At 37.7% G+C, this 17542-nt stretch carries 18 protein-coding genes; 6 read left to right on the top strand and 12 right to left on the bottom strand.

Annotated features, from left to right (window positions below; genetic code table 11):
* The first annotated feature begins 131 nt into the window (after positions 1-131).
* Positions 132-1019 carry a Vgb family protein gene (locus tag MHB45_RS20375; RefSeq protein ID WP_048678384.1) on the top strand — a complete coding sequence of 296 codons (888 nt, stop codon included), beginning with the start codon at positions 132-134 and terminating at the stop codon, positions 1017-1019.
* 25 nt (positions 1020-1044) lie between these two features.
* Complete coding sequence (locus MHB45_RS20380) at positions 1045-1698, top strand: Vat family streptogramin A O-acetyltransferase (protein ID WP_048678380.1); 654 nt, start codon at positions 1045-1047, stop codon at positions 1696-1698.
* Positions 1699-1902: 204 nt separating this feature from the next.
* Here MHB45_RS20380 and MHB45_RS20385 read toward each other — a convergent pair whose 3' ends face one another.
* Both MHB45_RS20385 and MHB45_RS20390 read right to left on the bottom strand, forming a co-directional pair.
* The gene (locus MHB45_RS20385; RefSeq protein WP_340908069.1) at positions 1903-2286 is read right to left on the bottom strand and encodes a YkvA family protein; all 384 of its coding nucleotides are present in this window, start codon (positions 2284-2286) and stop codon (positions 1903-1905) included.
* Positions 2287-2462: 176 nt separating this feature from the next.
* On the bottom strand, positions 2463-3281 hold the full coding sequence (locus tag MHB45_RS20390) for an alpha/beta fold hydrolase (RefSeq protein WP_055348314.1): 819 nt from the start codon (positions 3279-3281) through the stop codon (positions 2463-2465).
* Between the two features lie 335 nt (positions 3282-3616).
* Here MHB45_RS20390 and MHB45_RS20395 point away from each other — a divergent pair.
* Positions 3617-4947 (top strand): IS3 family transposase gene (locus MHB45_RS20395; RefSeq protein WP_226990452.1). Its coding sequence is split into 2 segments (ribosomal slippage): positions 3617-3989 and positions 3989-4947, totalling 1332 coding nucleotides; the frame shifts between segments, so codons are not numbered across the junction.
* Between the two features lie 81 nt (positions 4948-5028).
* Here MHB45_RS20395 and MHB45_RS20400 read toward each other — a convergent pair.
* The 4 genes from MHB45_RS20400 to MHB45_RS20415 all read right to left on the bottom strand — a co-directional run bounded on the left by MHB45_RS20400 (position 5029) and on the right by MHB45_RS20415 (position 8216).
* Positions 5029-6300 (bottom strand): MFS transporter, encoded by a 1272-nt coding sequence (locus MHB45_RS20400; RefSeq protein ID WP_253349917.1) that lies wholly within the window; start codon positions 6298-6300, stop codon positions 5029-5031.
* 86 nt (positions 6301-6386) lie between these two features.
* On the bottom strand, positions 6387-7142 hold the full coding sequence (locus tag MHB45_RS20405; protein WP_048678372.1) for a class I SAM-dependent methyltransferase: 756 nt from the start codon (positions 7140-7142) through the stop codon (positions 6387-6389).
* A gap of 103 nt (positions 7143-7245) precedes the next feature.
* Positions 7246-7623, bottom strand: coding sequence for a TIGR04104 family putative zinc finger protein (locus MHB45_RS20410; RefSeq protein WP_055348204.1), 378 nt, complete (start codon positions 7621-7623; stop codon positions 7246-7248).
* Positions 7624-7661: 38 nt separating this feature from the next.
* Positions 7662-8216, bottom strand: a complete 555-nt coding sequence (locus MHB45_RS20415; protein WP_048678367.1) for a histidine phosphatase family protein — start codon at positions 8214-8216, stop codon at positions 7662-7664.
* A 546-nt stretch (positions 8217-8762) separates the two neighbouring features.
* On the opposite strand from MHB45_RS20415, the gene MHB45_RS20420 reads away from it, so the two are divergent.
* From MHB45_RS20420 to MHB45_RS20430, 3 genes are all read left to right on the top strand, one after another.
* The gene (locus MHB45_RS20420) at positions 8763-10121 is read left to right on the top strand and encodes an IS1182 family transposase (protein WP_072272405.1); all 1359 of its coding nucleotides are present in this window, start codon (positions 8763-8765) and stop codon (positions 10119-10121) included.
* Between the two features lie 581 nt (positions 10122-10702).
* Positions 10703-11602: a pyrroline-5-carboxylate reductase gene (gene proC, locus MHB45_RS20425; RefSeq protein ID WP_065421095.1), complete on the top strand. Its 900-nt coding sequence runs from the start codon at positions 10703-10705 to the stop codon at positions 11600-11602.
* A 125-nt stretch (positions 11603-11727) separates the two neighbouring features.
* Complete coding sequence (locus tag MHB45_RS20430) at positions 11728-12786, top strand: YkvI family membrane protein (RefSeq protein ID WP_340908070.1); 1059 nt, start codon at positions 11728-11730, stop codon at positions 12784-12786.
* A 25-nt stretch (positions 12787-12811) separates the two neighbouring features.
* Here the strand turns inward: MHB45_RS20430 and MHB45_RS20435 are convergent, their stop codons facing one another.
* The 6 genes from MHB45_RS20435 to MHB45_RS20460 form a co-directional block, all read right to left on the bottom strand.
* Positions 12812-13000 (bottom strand): hypothetical protein, encoded by a 189-nt coding sequence (locus MHB45_RS20435; RefSeq protein ID WP_048678360.1) that lies wholly within the window; start codon positions 12998-13000, stop codon positions 12812-12814.
* A 64-nt stretch (positions 13001-13064) separates the two neighbouring features.
* Positions 13065-13601: a sugar O-acetyltransferase gene (locus MHB45_RS20440; protein ID WP_048678359.1), complete on the bottom strand. Its 537-nt coding sequence runs from the start codon at positions 13599-13601 to the stop codon at positions 13065-13067.
* 141 nt (positions 13602-13742) lie between these two features.
* Positions 13743-14735 carry an NADP-dependent oxidoreductase gene (locus MHB45_RS20445; protein WP_055348207.1) on the bottom strand — a complete coding sequence of 331 codons (993 nt, stop codon included), beginning with the start codon at positions 14733-14735 and terminating at the stop codon, positions 13743-13745.
* Positions 14736-14839: 104 nt separating this feature from the next.
* On the bottom strand, positions 14840-15898 hold the full coding sequence (locus tag MHB45_RS20450) for an alkene reductase (protein ID WP_055348208.1): 1059 nt from the start codon (positions 15896-15898) through the stop codon (positions 14840-14842).
* A 14-nt stretch (positions 15899-15912) separates the two neighbouring features.
* The gene (locus MHB45_RS20455; protein WP_340908071.1) at positions 15913-16761 is read right to left on the bottom strand and encodes an alpha/beta fold hydrolase; all 849 of its coding nucleotides are present in this window, start codon (positions 16759-16761) and stop codon (positions 15913-15915) included.
* A gap of 111 nt (positions 16762-16872) precedes the next feature.
* A complete protein-coding gene (locus tag MHB45_RS20460) occupies positions 16873-17448 on the bottom strand; it encodes a TetR/AcrR family transcriptional regulator (protein WP_048678351.1) in 576 nt (191 codons plus the stop codon).
* Positions 17449-17542: the final 94 nt, after the last annotated feature.

A 17542-nucleotide genomic window follows, 5' to 3' on the forward strand; every position in this document is an offset into this window, starting at 1 on the left:
ACCTTTTCATCCATGAATTAAAATCTCTCCTTGGACAGACTTCACACCTTGTGCAAAAACTTTTTCACAGGATTTCAATTATTTATAACGAATGACTAGAAGAATTTCATACAAAAAGAAGGAGGCATATAATGGGGATAAAAATGGACGAATACGAACTTCTTGACAAAGATTCAGGCCCATATGGAATAACTGCCGGAAAAGATGGTGCGCTATGGTTTACACAACATAAAGCAAATCAAATTGGCCGAATGACCGTTAACGGTGAAGTCACTCCATTCGTTGTTCCTACCCCCAATGCTGGTGTGCTATCTATAACTTCCACAACTCAGGGGGATATATGGTTTACGGAAAATAGGGCGAATAAAATTGGAAAACTGACAGGTACAGGTGAAATCATCGAATATACTCTCCCGAGTCCGAACTCAGCACCTTTTGGAATAACGGAAGGACATAATGGAGACATTTGGTTTACCGAGATGAATGGAAATAGGATAGGGCGAATTTTATCATCAGGTGAAATGATTCAGTATGATTTACCGAGTCCCGGCTGTTACCCCTCTTTCATTGTTGCTGGAACTGACGGTGCCATTTGGTTTACTGAGAATCAGAGTAATCAAATTGGGCGCATTACGATGCTTGGAGAAATGACAAATTACACTTTGCCAACAAAACATGCTGGTCCTGTAGGTATTACAAGCGGACCGGACGGTGCACTCTGGTTTGTGGAAATTAACGGAAATAAAATCGGGCGCATTACTACTTCTGGAACAATATGTGAATATACCATCCCAACTCCAGATGCCCGACCACACGCAATAGTGACAGGTCCTGACCGTGCTTTATGGTTCACTGAATGGGGAAGTAATCAAATTGGGCGCATTACCATGCAAGGAGAAATTACGGAATATCCAATTCCTACCCAAAATGCTGAGCCGCATGGAATTGCATCAGGTCCTGATGGTGCCATTTGGTTCGCTGAGGAATGCAATAAGATCGGCCGGCTAAGTTTATTATAAAAACCCTGAAAGGCAGTGGATATCCATGGAATCTAATAAGCAACATGGACCAAATCCTCAAGATAAATATCCGATTAAAGGAAATCACGTCGTGCAATTTATTAAAAATACAATCACTAGACCAAACATTATTGCGGGTGAATATTCATATTACGATGCAAGGAATGGTGAGTCTTTTGAAGATCAAGTGTTATATCACTACGAATTCTTCGGTGACCGGCTTGTCATCGGGAAATTTTGCGCCATGGCACCTGGTGTAACGTTTATTATGAATGGAGCCAACCATAGAATGGATGGTTTTTCAACCTACCCCTTCAACATTTTCGGACACGGTTGGGAGAAGTATACGCCAGCGTTAGATCAGTTGCCGTTTAAAGGCGATACCATTATTGGAAATGATGTTTGGATAGGAATGGATACTGTCATCATGCCTGGAATAAAAATTGGGGATGGTGCAATTGTAGCCGCCAAATCGGTTATTACCAAAGATGTGGAACCTTACACCATCGTTGGAGGGAATCCCGAAAAGAAACTTAAAACCCGCTTCCCGGAAGAAATCATTAACGAACTGCTGGAAATTAAATGGTGGGATTGGGATATCTCTATCATTTCTGCTCATATTGATGTGATAGTAAATGGGGATATGGAAAGTCTAAGAATCTTAAAAAATAAAAAATGACAATGCATCAGCTTCAGAGAATCCGATTCTTGTACCACAAAATAATGGAGGGAAATCACTTTTTAAATAGGATAATTCAATTGACTATATTAAGATCGCTTTTTAACCATGACTTTGTTAAAGATTAATGTTGATTTTTTGAACAATTAAAAGAGACCACCTATAAGTGGTCTTCTTGTGCATCCTAGTGAAGTAAAGCACCGGTTAGTTCATTAAACCATAAATATATATAATAGCCCATATTATAATTAAGACCCAAATCATTACTATTAGTGAGCCGACTATCCAATTCTTCGGCTTACCATTTTTCATCATTTCTTTTGCCTTAACTTCACAGTCGGTTAATACACTCTTTGGTATCATCTTTAATGCGATCATTATCCCTATTGGAACGAGAATTACATCGTCTAAGTAGCCAAGAATGGGTATAAAATCAGGTATTATGTCTATCGGACTGAATGCATAAGCCACAACACAAGCCGTAAATACCTTTGCATGCCAAGGCACCCGTTCATCTTTACAAGCAAAGTAAAGGATAAAAATTTGCTGTTTTAGTCTCCTCGCCCAAGTCTTAATTTTATCAAACATTTTTATCTCCTATAATAATTAAGCTTTTATTTCCATTATAGCAATATAAGATTTACAAAGGATTGTTATTTGACTAACCTCCCCGTTCCATAAGAAATAGCTGCCTTCGATCCTAAGCTAAAGCAACCGTTAATTTAAATACTATATTTCACAAACTTCAATTACTGCGTTAAGTATTAGTTTTGGAACTCTTCAATTCTATCCAACCATTCATTTAATAGAGTGCTAAAAAGTTGCGGTTGTTCAATTTGTAAATTGTGACCTGCCATATCCAATACAGCAAAAGTTCCTCGCGGATACTTGTTTGCTATGTCCAGAGCATCTTTATATCCAACCGAAGAGTCTTGTCTTCCTAACAGGAATACACTGGGTTTAATAAAATCAGACTGGTCAATCTTAAAAGAAAACCCATATTTATTCTTAACCTTATTTAGAAACTTTTCATCACCAATTTTACAACCACTTAGAATTTCTTTGTTGTACCTTAACCATGTGTACTCATCAAGTACAATGTTGTTATTTCTAAAATCTTCTAATTCACCCTTTGATAAATTCTCAATGAACTTCTCATCCGTTCTCATTATTTTATGTATCTCAACTGTTCTATTTTCTGGAAGAGGAATAATAAGAGGACATATAAATGCTGCACCAAGTATTTGTTCTTGATGCTTTTCAATAATGCCCCTAGCTATATAGCCACCGTAAGATTCCCCGGCAATTACGTACTCTTGGTTAGGAATTACAGCTTGAATAAACTCTAAAACAGCATCCAGCATTTCATCCGAACTACTTATTTCGTTATATTCTTTTGTTAATCCCATCCCAGGTAGGTCGATATAAATACGTCGCCACCCCTCCCTCTTAGTAAATATTGGTTCCATACAACCACTCATTAATCGATGGTCCGGAGAATAACCGTGTATCATTAAAATTGGTTTTCCTCCCCCTAAATCTTCATAATAAATTTCAGCTTGGCGAACTTTGCAATATGCCATATTAATCCTTCTTTCTATAAAAATCATTTTAACTAACAGTACCTATTCTCTTTTTGTTTCTTCAATTCCTTCTTCAATTATTCTGCCCCCATAGTTCAGCAAGAAAATCAACAACATCCTTTAACAGAGCCTTAATCATAGAAAAAATAGACGTATAGAAGGGTATCGCCAAACTGTGGTATTTTGTATGATAAGCAAATCGCAGCAAAAAAAGCCCGTTCCCTGTACTAAACTGTACCCTATAGAGTAGACACCTAAAAAAGTCTCCTATAGGGTACTTTTTTGTATAATTAAGAAACACAACGAGAAAACACAACATGGGACTGGAGAAGGTTATGAGTAAAAAGCTTTTTACAGAGAAAGAAATCAAACTACTATCATCTAATAATTATGTTAAATCTGTAAGTTCAAAAGGAATTACTTATACTGATGAATTTAAGCATATATTTATAGCGGAAAAACAGAAAGGCAAGTTCGTAAGGCAAATATTTGAAGAATTTGGGTTTGATGTAGAGGTTTTGGGGACGGAAAGAATTAAATCAGCGAGTAAGAGATGGCAAGCAGTTTACGAGAAGAACGGGATTATTGGTTTATGTGACACTAGAGCAGGAAATTCAGGGCGCCAAAAGGAAAGAAAACTTACCCTAGAGGAGAAAAATGCTCGCTTAGAAGCACAAATCAACTTACTAAAGGCAGAAAACGAACTGTTAAAAAAGATTCGTTTTGCAGAAAGGGGGATGAAGAAGTAGTTCTTCCTCCTTTCCAAAAATATATCCTAATTCGCTCCGTGATTGAAAAATATCAACTAAAACATATGGTGAAATACCTTTGTAAAATAGTCGGTGTTTCAAGAAGTGGTTATTATAATTACTTCTCAGTGAAATCACAGGAAAAAAGAATTCGAAAAGATGAAAAGGATGAGGTAGTGAAAGAAATCATCATAAAAGCATTCCATTTCAAAAATCGTAAGAAAGGGGCTCGTCAGATCAAAATGACTTTGGCGGGTCAATTTAATGTTGTCTATAATTTGAAGCGTATCCGGCGAATCATGAAGAAGTACAGCATTATATGCCCTATTCGGAAGGCAAATCCGTACAGACGAATGATGAAAGCCACTCACGAGCACCGTGTGGTGCCGAATCTTTTGAAGAGGGAATTCAAACAGGAAGTTCCAGGTAAAATACTACTGACAGATATCACATATTTGTTCTATGGCCAAGGAAAGAAAGCTTATCTATCAACGATTAAGGATGCTTCGACCAATGAAATTGTGGCTTACCATGTATCAGATCGCATTACCATGGACCTGGCTACGGAAACCCTCCTCAAGTTAAAGAAAAATCGAAGATTTCACAAAGCAAAGAATGCCTTTATCCACTCTGATCAGGGAACTCATTATACCCATCCGGACTTTCAGAAATTAGTAAAAAAACTGGGATTAGGCCAGTCGATGTCAAGGCGCGGGAACTGCTGGGATAATGCACCTCAAGAATCTTTTTTTGGCCATTTTAAAGATGAAGCCTCTATTAAAGCATGTTCAACTTTAGATGAATTAAAAAAAGAAATTAAGCAATATATGACGTATTACAATCACTACAGATACCAATGGAATTTAAAAAAGATGACTCCTGTTCAATACAGAAATCATCTTTTTCAAGCTGCCTAGGCTTTTTTTAAACTGTCCTTTACAAAGGGTACATTTCATACGATAGGAATTGACTTTTTTTACTTATTATATGGCTTCTTTTTATTTTTCACTTCCCCGAGACCAGATTACCACTGGAATCAATAATAAAGATAATAACCCTCCGATAAATGATAAGGCTGTATAACTTGAACCGGCCACAATCATTCCAGATAAGGCTCCACCAGAGGCTCCTGATAATGCAATTAAAACATCCACTGTACCTTGGGTTTTAGCCCGATTTGAAGTGTCGGTTGAATCAACAATAAGAGCCGTCCCACTTATTAAACCGAAATTCCATCCTAATCCAAGTAAAGAAAGGGCAATAACTAGGAGAATCATAGAATCACCTGGTGCAATCGCCGATATTAAACCGGCCAGAAGCAGCGTAGCTCCAGAGGCAATAGCCATGGCAGTACGGCCAAACTTATCAACAAGGACACCTGTAACCAGTGAAGGAAGATACATGGCAGCTATATGAAATCCAATAACGAGACCTATTTCACCCAAGTCATGTCCATGATGCCTCATATGAACTGGCGTCATGGTCATAATGGCCACCATTACAATTTGAGTAAGAACCATAATTGCCGCACCAACAATAATTCCTCTTTTGTTTACCATTTGTTCAGTATCAGCCGAATATCCTAATCGATTACTTTCTTGTTTGGTCGCTTCTATTGCTCTTGCTATAACTAATGGGTCCGGGCGAAGCAAAACGAAAAGGACAAGACCTGCTAATATAAATGCTGCCGCTGATAAAATGAAAGGACCAGCGAGTGAAGGAACGCCAATGGAAAGAGCAAAATCCCCCATTACATTCACTAAATTCGGACCGGCAACTGCACCAAATGTTGTAAACACCATGGTAATACTAATGGCAGTGGCTCGCTGTTTATTGTTAGCCAAGTCCGTACCAGCGTAACGAGCTTGTAAATTTGTCGCTGTTCCTGCACCATAGATGAGCAGGGAAGCAAATAAAAGGAAAACGCTATTTATGATGGCTGCCATTATGACTCCTATTGCTCCAAGTCCACCTATCATAAAACCAGCTGTTAGACCTGTACGGCGGCCGTAACGTTGAGAAAGTCTCCCTACGATTAAAGCAGCCCCGGCAGATCCTAATGTAAATAAACCCGATGGCACTCCAGCAAATGCATCTGTGCCAAGCATTTGTTGTGCAAGAAGTGCCCCCACCGTAACTCCAGCCGCTAAACCGGCACCGCCAAAAATTTGTGAAATACTTATAATAATCAATGTACGTTTGTATAACATTTTTTGTTTTTCTTGAGAATCTACATAACTCTGGTTCATTTGATCTGTTTTACTGGACATTTGTTAAGACCTCATTCATCATTCTGTAATTTCTCCCCACCATGTACACCTTCCTCTAGTTGATTTTCTAATATTAATATTCACCTTTACTTTTTTAGTTTAAAAACTATAAAATCAGCACATCTGAAATCTTCTTCAAATGAAGGATATTTTTCTAACATCTCTTTTGATGGCTTAGGTTCTATTATGCTTTCTAAAATAAAACCTGTTTTGATTAAAGTGTTTATATAACTTGTTAATGTTCTATGAAAGAATAGCATTTTTTCTTTATCTCCTAAACCTTGTTCATACACTCCTTCATAAAAATACTTATCTACGTTCCAATGCAATTTTTTACCGTCCTTTGTTTTTTCCCAACCACTCTCTGGAGTAACAAAACAAGGATGCAAAATCGAAAATATGAAACAGCCTCCATCTACTAATAGACGATACATTTCTTGAAATGCTTTTTCGTAATTTGCAAGATCTTGAATGACCATATTGGATACTATTAAATCGAAACGTTTATCTTCTAAACAATACAAGTCCTCACAATTCCCCTGCCTATAATCAATCAGCAAATCATTTGGAGTTCTTCCCTTAGCAATTTCTATCATCCGTGATGAATAATCCACAGCCGTTACAGTCGCTTCGGACCTCGCTAACATTCGACTTAAATACCCCTCACCACACCCGGCATCTAAAATGTTTTTATTCCTCACCGGCTCCATAAGTGATAATAAAGTTGGATTTAAAAAAACTTCTTTATGAAGGTCTCCTTGCTCGGTATGATTTGCAGAATATGTATCCGCGAAACTATCCCACCTTTTAATCGCTTCTTCTGTACCAATATTCCGATTCATGTTAACTCCTCCCTTCTTCTAAACTCCCCCGATAGTTGCATTAATAAAAAGCTGCCTTAAAGACAGCTCCTATCTTAAGCTTACGCACCCGTTGTTTAAATGACTACCACATCGGTTCATCCTTGTTACTTAACTTATATATAAATGGCATCATAATAATCACTAAAGCATACGCAACTATTTCAAAAACTAAGGCATAACCTTTAGGTACACCAAATGATATTAAAGGTACGATCAATAAAGTTATAAATATAAATAGGCTTAATAGCTTTCTTGTTTTCTTGGAAACGTATTGGGATGAATCACAGGATGAACATCTTAACCTCTTTTTAAAGGTAAACATTTTAAAAAAGGCCTCTACCCAACCCCATTTATAGCCACATTGCTGACAGGTTGGCATATGCAACAAACTCCTTTCAATTAAATCAATATTACAAATTATATCATTTATTCCTAAACTATCCTGACTAGATTGTTGCATAAAGAAAAAGCTGCCTTAAAGACAGCTCCTATCTTTTGCTAAATTTTATCTTCATCCCATATACGTTCCAAGATCACTTCATTATTAATACAGTTTATTTGAAAAACGTCAGGGTTACTAAGATTTTTCCAACACTCGAAATCAAAGTCACTATTATAATTCATTAACAGTAAGGATATTATATTTCCGTGACTGACGATTACTGTATTTTCAGCCCCACTTTTAAAGACTTCTTCTACAACATTTACGATTCGATTTTTCGCTTCTTGACTTGACTCTCCTCCTTCGAATTTTAATTCCATATCATTAAATGTTGCTTTTAGTTTTTCATACCAATCAGGTAATTCCGTTGTGCTTAGTGTTCGTTCTGAGAGGCGTTCATCAATCTCTATTTTAATCTTTGTTTTCTCACATAATGGTTCTACTGATTGAATAGCACGCAAAAAGGGACTCGCTATTATTCGGTCAAGTTTTGCATTGCTGAAAAAATCAACTAAATATTTCGCTTGTTTCAAACCCTTTTCTGTTAACGGAGATTCCGAAGGTTGCCCTTGTGCTTCACAATGTCTGACAATGTAAATCTTCTTTTGCATACAGATCCTCCCACATAAGTAGTAAATACTAGTTTCTATATTTCTCTATAATTTTCCTTCTTGAATTACCTGCCCCTTTAGTTCCATAAGACAGCTCCGATCTACAGCTAACGCACCCCGATCCATTCTTGAAACATAACCCTTCCATCACTAAAAAATTAATAGTGTATACTTTGTTATCCATGGTTTCTTTATCGGGTATTATAAAAAAGTAATTCCCTTTTTTATTTAATTCTTTACTCTTTTCCAATAACCTCCTTATTAGGAGGTTGCAGACTGTAGACAAACTCGATGAAAATCGAGTTTGTCTATTTTTTATGGCTTGTACAATTTGGACGTTGATTTCCACTCCAGGCACTCGCTTTCCGCGGGCGGTCGGGGAGCCTCCTCGGCTTTCGCCTGCGGGGTCTCCCCTAGACGCGCTTTTCCCGCAGGAGTCTCGTACCTTCCGTTCCAATCAACTTTGTCTTACCTTTTAGATAGAACACTTTTGCCTGGAGTCATGTTTGTTTTAAAATAGAAGTATTAAAACTTGAGGTGATGAGGATGCTTTCTAAACATGATTCTATTCAGCGAGATCAACTTGAAATGATTACTTTAGATCAATTGGTGCCACCGAACCATTTGGTTCGTAAAATGGAGGCTGCCATTGACTTCACTTTCATTTATGACTTGGTGAAAGATATGTATTCAGAGGTAGGACGCCCAAGTATTGATCCAGTTATTTTAGTTAAACTGACTTTCATTCAATATACCTTCGGTATTCGTTCCATGCGTAAAACGATTGAAGAAGTTGAAACCAATATGGCTTACCGTTGGTTCTTAGGCTATGGTTTCCATGATAAAGTACCTCATTTCTCTACGTTCGGGAAAAATTATGAGCGACGCTTCAAAGATACAGATCTGTTTGAACAGATTTTCTATCGCATTTTAATGACAGCTGCTAATAAAAAGTTAATAAGTGCTGAACACGTTTTCGTGGATTCCACACATGTGAAAGCCAGTGCGAATAAACGGAAATTTGAAAAGAAAATCGTTCGTAAAGAAACACGAGCGTATCAAGGACGTCTTCAAGAAGAAATCAATCAAGATCGTGAAAACCATGGAAAAAAGCCTTTTCCACCAGATAAATTTGATAAAGAAGAGACCAAAGAGATTAAAGAAAGTACAACGGATTCTGAGAGTGGCTACTATGTGAAAGATGAACGAACAAAACAGTTTGCCTATTCATTCCACGCGGCCGCAGACCGCAACGGTTTTGTATTGGGAACGATTGTAACACCTGGAAATACACATGACAGTCAGATCTTAGAGCCACTAGTTGAACAAGTGATTGAGAAAGTTGGAAAACCGGAAGCCGTTGCCGCAGATGCAGCTTATAAAACACCAGCGATTACAAGCTACCTATTTAACAAAGAAATCATACCGGCTTTACCTTATACACGTCCTCGCACCAAAGAAGGATTTTTCCGCAAACAGGACTATGTATACGATGAACATTTTGATTGTTACCTTTGCCCTTCGGGCGAAACTTTAAAGTACTCAACAACAAATAAAGAGGGCTATCGCGAGTACAAATCGCCAAAACAAATTTGTACAACATGCTCATTTTTATCTCGGTGTACAGAAAGCAAAGACTGTCAAAAAGTGGTGACACGGCATATCTGGCAAACACATGTGGAAGAAGCAGATCATCTGCGTCATCATCAAGATGTAAAACCTATATATGCAAAACGTAAAGAAACGATTGAGCGTGTATTCGCAGATGCAAAAGAAAAGCATGGTATGCGTTGGACTACTTTAAGGGGACTTAAAAAATTGTCGATGCAGGCGATGCTTACTTTCGCTGCCATTAATTTAAAGAAGATGGCCAATTGGACATGGCAAGGTCCAAAAATGGCCTAACATAGTGGGCTCGTAGAGCCCCAATCTCTAAACTTTAGGCGAAAATTCAAAGGGAATTTCAAAAGGGGTTCAGAATTTTTTAATTCCGAACCCCTTTTGTCTACAAACTGTAACCTCCTTATTAGGAGGTTGCACAACTTGTTCACTTTTTCTATAAAAGCTTGTATTTCATTAATATCTGTAATGACTCGGAAGATACCCCGTCCTCATCAACACCTTGCACTAATAATGTTGTATATTCATCTTCATGTGCTTCTCCCCTCAGGTCAAGTCTTTGATAGAACGGGAGAGCGATTATTAAAAGGGCATTTAAAAAATACGGCCAAAACCTGTAATGATATGAATTGTTTTTTTCGTTTTTCTTCCTAAAATATCCGCAAATACCCCGATTACAGCCGATTATCCTTGATTAAATGACCTGACTGGCATGTAAGCCCCAAATGATAACGCTTCCCTTCACTATCTCGGCCTTTTCCTTGTGAATGTCCTCTCTTCCCTTGAATCTAAATCTCAGCATGTTACGATAACAAGGTTAAAAAATACGAACGGAATTACGAACAATGAACTTTTAGGAGGGCATAATGTTGAGAGATAAAACTGTTGCATTTTTAGGAGCCGGTTCGATGGCAGAGTCGATGATTTCTGGAATTGTGCAGATTGGGAGCATACCAGCAGAGAGAATTTATGTGACAAATCGCAGCAATCAATTACGACTCGAGGAAATGAATCACGTGTATGGAGTCCATGCGGTCCATCAGGATGCATTGCCATATGAAGAAGTTGATTTCTTCATTTTGGCAATGAAGCCCCAGGGAGCAGCAGAGGCTCTTGATGCACTCAAAGATAAAATAAGAGTGGATCAAGTTGTAATTTCTGTTTTAGCGGGCATTTCCACTGAATTCATGGAAAATCATCTACAGCTTGGACAGCAGGTTGTGCGGTTGATGCCGAATACGTCGAGCATGATCCGGGAGTCGGCAACTGCGTTATCTCCGGGAAGACATACAGCGATGGACAATGTGATAGCAGTGAAAGAACTGTTAGGCTGTATGGGAAAAGTGTTCTTAATTGAAGAAGAGCATATGGATATTTTTACAGGAATTGCAGGAAGCGGACCTGCTTACTTCTATTATTTAATGGAGCATATGGAACACGCTGGCGTTAAAAAGGGTATGGATGAAGCGATGGTCCGTGAGATTGTCGCCCAAACGATTTTAGGCGCAGCCAAGATGATTATGGTGAACGACGAGACACCGGCAAGTCTCAGAGAGAAAGTCACTTCACCAAATGGAACGACAGCATCCGGACTTGATGCGTTACGGAAAAATAATGGCGGCAGAGCCATTTCACAGGCGATTCATCATGCTGCGAAACGTTCGAAAGAGCTGAATGAAGAGATGGCAGTAGCGTACAGCAAATCGACTAATCCCCCGAGAGTAATGGGGAACTTCAGTACCATAAAAGGACGGTGCCTAAGTTAATCATCTCCATAAATACACCATGGAGCCTCCTTAGGAAATTATATGTATCAAAAGATGTGGTTATCAAATAACAATCCATCAAATAGTTAAGAAAAAATATAAACGTAAGAAAAACGGAGGACAACATGAAGAGAATCCTTAAGATCGCTAGCGCTTTTATCGGAATTCTAGTTGGAGCAGGGTTCGCCTCAGGACAAGAAACCATGCTTTATTTTGTAAGCTTCGGGAACTTGGGCACAATTGGAGCTATCATTTCAGTCGCTATTTTTGCATACCTTGGAATGATTCTGATGAAGCTTGGCAGTCGTACACAAACAGATTCGCATCTGGAAGTAATTTATAAGATTTGCGGTCGCTTTCTCGGCTGTATCATTGATTATGTTCTGAATGCCATCCTATTTGGTATAGGAATTGTCATGATTGCGGGGTCAGGCTCGATCTTTGATCAGCAATTCGGATTACCTTCCTTTATAGGAACCATCCTTATGACTGTTCTTGTCATGATAACAGTTATGCTGAAAGTTGACCGTGTGATTAAGGTAATTGCATCCGTCACACCATTTCTGATTCTTGTCGTACTTTTTCTATTTATTTATAGTATGTTTACAATGAATTCATCGTTTACGTCACTTGAACCACATGCGCTGGAACAAAATTCAGCTGCGGGACATTGGCTTGTATCTACAATAAACTATATTTCAATAACCATTGCAATGGGGGCTTCCATGACACTTGTTATGGGTGGAAATGAACCTGATGAAAGGATATCATCCATTGGAGGACTTACAGGAGGGATCGCTTTAGGTCTACTTCTTTTAATTAGTCACCTTACTATTTTCTCAAATATTAATACTGTATCGGGCTTGGATATGCCAATGCTGGGAATCGCCAACAGTATTTCACCTCTCTTAGGCATTCTGTACTCTCTCGTTCTGTTCGCCATGATTTTCAATACGGCAGTCAGCATGTTCTACTCATTTGGAACACGCTTTTCTGATCCGCAGACCACAAAATTTAAAGTAATCATTATTTCATCACTGTTGATCGGATTTATAGCAAGCTTCTTTGGCTTCACTAAACTTGTTTCCTCTCTCTATCCAATCTTTGGCTATATGGGAATTGTCCTTATTATCGTTCTCATCATTACTCCATTCCGAATGAGTCGATTAACGAAAGAAAATTAAATTGAGGATTGTTTAACCAACCTTTCTACTCATGTGTAGAAAGGTTGGTTAAGGAAGGAAAAACTCTCCCTTCCCCTGTATACTTCGGACAAACTAACCTACTAAGAGCAATGATACCAATCAAAATTGATTGGTACTGGATGGTTTGCCTAAATGTTTTTGCTATGACATCTAAATAGCTTAATTCTGGTATTACCTCTCTTGTTTTATCCATATATAATTCTTCCTTATTCGCGAGGTGTGATAACTTCTGATATCAACAAAGAACAACTGGAAAATTAAATACTTTTTAGTATCTTTGCTGGGTTTCCAGCCACTATTGTATTGGCAGGAACATCTTTTGTAACAACGGAACCAGCAGCAACAATTGAATTATCTCCAATAGTGACTCCAGCCAGGATTATGCAACTTCCACCAATCCATACATCGTTTCCAATTATTATTGGTATTCCATAACCACTCTTGTTCCTATCCTTAGGTTCGATTGAATGACCAGCCGTATATATCCCTACATTGGGGCCTATCATACAGTTGTCACCCACCCTAACTTCTGCCATATCTAAAATAGTGCAGTTATAGCCAGCATAGAAATTATCGCCAACGTGGATATTGTAGCCCAAATCGCAATGGAAATTGTGTTCAATATTAGGATCAACACCTACAGTACCAAACAATTTCTTTATAGTTTCTTCTCTTTTTGAGAAATCTTCTATAGCACTGTTGTTAAATTCTTGAACAAGTTTATGAGCACGAATATTTTTTAATTTTATTTCCTCTGTTCCTCGTTCATAATAGATTTTCTCTTTATCGTTCATACCTAATTTCCTCCTTTCAGTTAGTACAAATGTTACCATAATCTTCAACTAACCTGCCCCCCGATAGTTCTATTAGCAACCTCGATAAGTTAGAAAAAATAACAACTTTCTACCTAAGGAAAGGTTTGTTAGATAAGACGATTATTTCAATTTAAGTATTATTTTCCCCTTTGCTCTTCCCGTCTCTGCATACTCCAATGCTTTTTGGGCATCTTCGAAAATAAAAACTTTATCAAGTGTAGGCTTAATTACTTCTGACTCTAACATTTCTGTTAAAATTTTCAACTGCTCTCCACTATGCTTCATAAAAAGAAACGTGTATTGGACATTATGTTTTTTTTCTAGCTTCGTAAGTTTATAACTTGCAATGGAAAATAAGGTTTTTTTTAATGAGCTAAATCCGTTTTCTTTAGCAAAGCGACCATTCGGGATTCCAGATATAGAAACAATCTTTCCTCCTTTTTTTAATGTTACAAATGATTTCTCTAACGTCGCCCCCCCAATGGTATCAAGAACTGCGTTGTAGTCACGTATCGAATGTTCGAACTTTTCTGTCTTGTAATTAATAACTTCGTCAGCGCCAAGAGATTTCACCAAATCACTACCATCACTAGCTGTAGTTGCGACAAAAGCACCCATATATTTTGCAAGTTGGATAGCAAATGTTCCTACACCCCCTGATCCTGCATGTATTAATATTTTATGTCCTTTTTCAATTCGCAGAATATCATGTAAAGCTTGGTAGGATGTCAATCCGACTAGAGGGATGGAGGCGGCTTCTTCAAAACTTATATTTTTAGGTTTTAATGCAATATCTTCTTCGTTAACAGAGAGATATTCAGTAAAAGTTCCCATTTTATTTGCTCTAGGTCGACCATATACCTCATCACCGACTTTAAACTTCGTGACACTAGCACCTACTTCAACAATTTTTCCAGAAAAATCATTTCCTAAAATTAACGGCATCTTGTATTTCAATAATAATTTTAATTCACCTTTTCGAATTTTTGTATCAAGAGGATTTATACTTGCCGCATATATCTCAACTAAGACCTCATCATTATTCATTTTGGGCATAGGGAAGTCTAAAAAATTTGGATTTTCACCGTAGTTTTCAATTGCTAAAGCTTTCATTACAATCCTCCACATTTTTATTTAACGCACATGTATCTTTTCATGACGAACCCTAAGAAAAAAGATTATGAATATCCCTGGATGGGATATTCATATTAAATAAATTATTTTAAGAAAGGATAATCTGTATAACCTTCTTTTCCCCCTGCATAGAGCGTGTTTTTATCAGGTTCGTTTAGGGGAGCACCTGATTGAATCCGTTCTACAAAGTCTGGATTAGCTAGTACCCAAGTGCCAACTGTGACAACATCTGCAAAATTATTATCTACATCAGACGAAAGTTGATCTAGAGGACGACCAGGACGGTTAACAAGAAGTGATTGATCCCAAAGTTGACGCACATCTTTTAGGAATTGCTCGTTTCCGAAGTGCATTAAATGCAGATATGCAAGGTTAAGCTTATTTAATTCACTTATTAAATAGCGATACATCTCAAGGCTATTTTCCCCCTCATCAATGCCTTGCAGTGTTCCTTGAGGAGAAAAACGGATGCCTGTTCTTTCTGCTCCTATTTCATCAACAACTGCTTTAGCTACTTCAATAGCGAATCGAGAACGCCCCTCAATCGTACCACCGTATGCATCTTGACGATGATTGGAGTTTTCACTAAGGAATTGTTGGATCAGATAACCATTCGCTCCGTGAATTTCAACTCCGTCTGCACCAGCTTCAATTGCTGAACGTGCTGCTTTACGAAACTCATTGATAACATCTTTTATCTCAAGCTCACTCAATTCTCTTGGTGTTGGAATATCTTTCATTCCTTCTGCCGTGAAAATTTCTACACCAGGTGCAATAGCTGACGGTGCAACTGCTTGGCGATGGTGAGGTGTGTTATCAGGGTGTGATACACGTCCCACATGCATAAGCTGAACAAAAATACGACCGCCTTCACTATGAACTTTAGAAGTTACTTTTTTCCACCCTTTAATATGATTTTCTGTATAAATACCAGGTGTATTAGTGTACCCTTGCCCATCATCTGAAGGTTGGGTTCCTTCGCTTATAATTAAACCGACTGTAGCACGCTGACCATAGTACTCTGCTATTAAATCGCTCGGTGTACCATCTGGTAAAGCTCTACTTCTAGTCATCGGAGCCATTCCTATACGATTTTTCAAGTCAATGTTTCCGATACGGACTTTTTCAAATAATCTGCTCATACGAATACTCCTTTTTAATAAGAATTAGAATCAAGGAATGAATTTACGTGTTCTGCAAATAGTTCTGGAAATTGAAACAGGTGCCCGTGACCAGAATCAGGATATATAATCAGCTGTGCTTTGGGTAATTTCTCTGTTAAGATATAACTGTTTTTAGTCGGTACCATCACATCATTAACACCATTAGTAACAAGTACAGGGAGTTTGATGTTTTGTAACCATTCATAATCATGATTGGATTTTTGTTTAGCCCATTTTGCAATGGCTTGTAATTGTGCCTCTTTTACTTGTTCTGAACTGTTTACTTTTTTCTGATTAAAAATTCTTTGTAGTGAAGCCATTCCTGCAGATTTACTTGTTTCGGTTTGTCCGTAGAAAAAGAACATAAAATCATTAATTCCATCTTCTTCCGTTCCGCCGTGACGATTCATTCTTTCAAAAATCTCTGGATTTGGATTAATACCAGATTCAGGCGAAGTACCTGCCATAATAATTTTTCTTACTAAATCTCCCTCTTGTAAAGCTAGCTCTTGTGCAACCATGCCACCAATGGAAAAACCAAGAATGTCAACTTGTTCTAATCCAAGAGTTTTTATAAATGTTGCTGTATCTTTTGCCATATCAGCAATTGTAGTAGGCGTTAGTCCATCGGTCTCACCAACCCCTTTATTGTCAAACAAGATTACTGGGCGTGTATTTGCAATAGGTTCAAGCATGTTTGGATCCCAGTTTTCCATCGTTCCTCTAAAGTGAACAAGAAATACTACTGGTATACCATCCTGTATACCAAATTTTCTATATGCGTAACGAGTTCCATCTGCTTCAATAAATTCTGATTCTGTTGGTATTTTAAAGTTAGTCATTATTGTGTTCCTCCTTAGACATTTAAAAACGGTTTTATAAAGTTGCATGATGATGGTTTGTTTCATGTCATTTTTAGAATGAACGTTCTAAAAAGGGGAAAAAAAAGAAAGCTAGTCCAACACTGAAAGTGCTAGAGTGATGATGCCTTCTAATTCTTTTTTATTGTAATTAGTTTTTATTAGTACTCTTATACCTACCAAATTGTTGTGTAAGAAACGGGATGTGTTATCAGAATCGATTTCTTTTGATAGCTCTCCACTAGTCTGGCCCCGTTTTATAAGGTTATTAAACATATCTTCAGTACGGTTAAACATTTTTGTAACTATGCGTCCAATTTCCTTGTCCAGCAAAGATAATTCTATGGCTGCATTTACTGATAGACAACCTTTTGGGTATTGTTCAATGGAATTCAGTACGAAAATAAACACATCACGTATCGTCTGTTTAATGGATGAAGTGCTACTAATTATGCTTTCCATCTCATTGACGATGAGCTCTTCATAGTGATTAAGGGAAGCTAAAAACAATGAACGCTTGTCACCAAATGTATCATATATACTCCTGCGGTGTATTCCCATATGATCCACCAAATCTTGCATGGATGTTTTTTCATAACCCTGTTCCCAGAAAAGCTCCATTGCTTTTCTTAATACAGCTTTTTCGTCAAACTCTTTACTTCTAGCCATTTTATTTCTCCTTAAAAAAAATCCATGAACCAATACTAACAAAAACAAACGTCATAATCCATTGTAGAATGAACGTTCTAATATATTCACATGA

This window comes from Peribacillus sp. FSL K6-5616, from assembly GCF_038008245.1.
GTDB lineage: Bacteria > Bacillota > Bacilli > Bacillales > DSM-1321 > Peribacillus > Peribacillus frigoritolerans.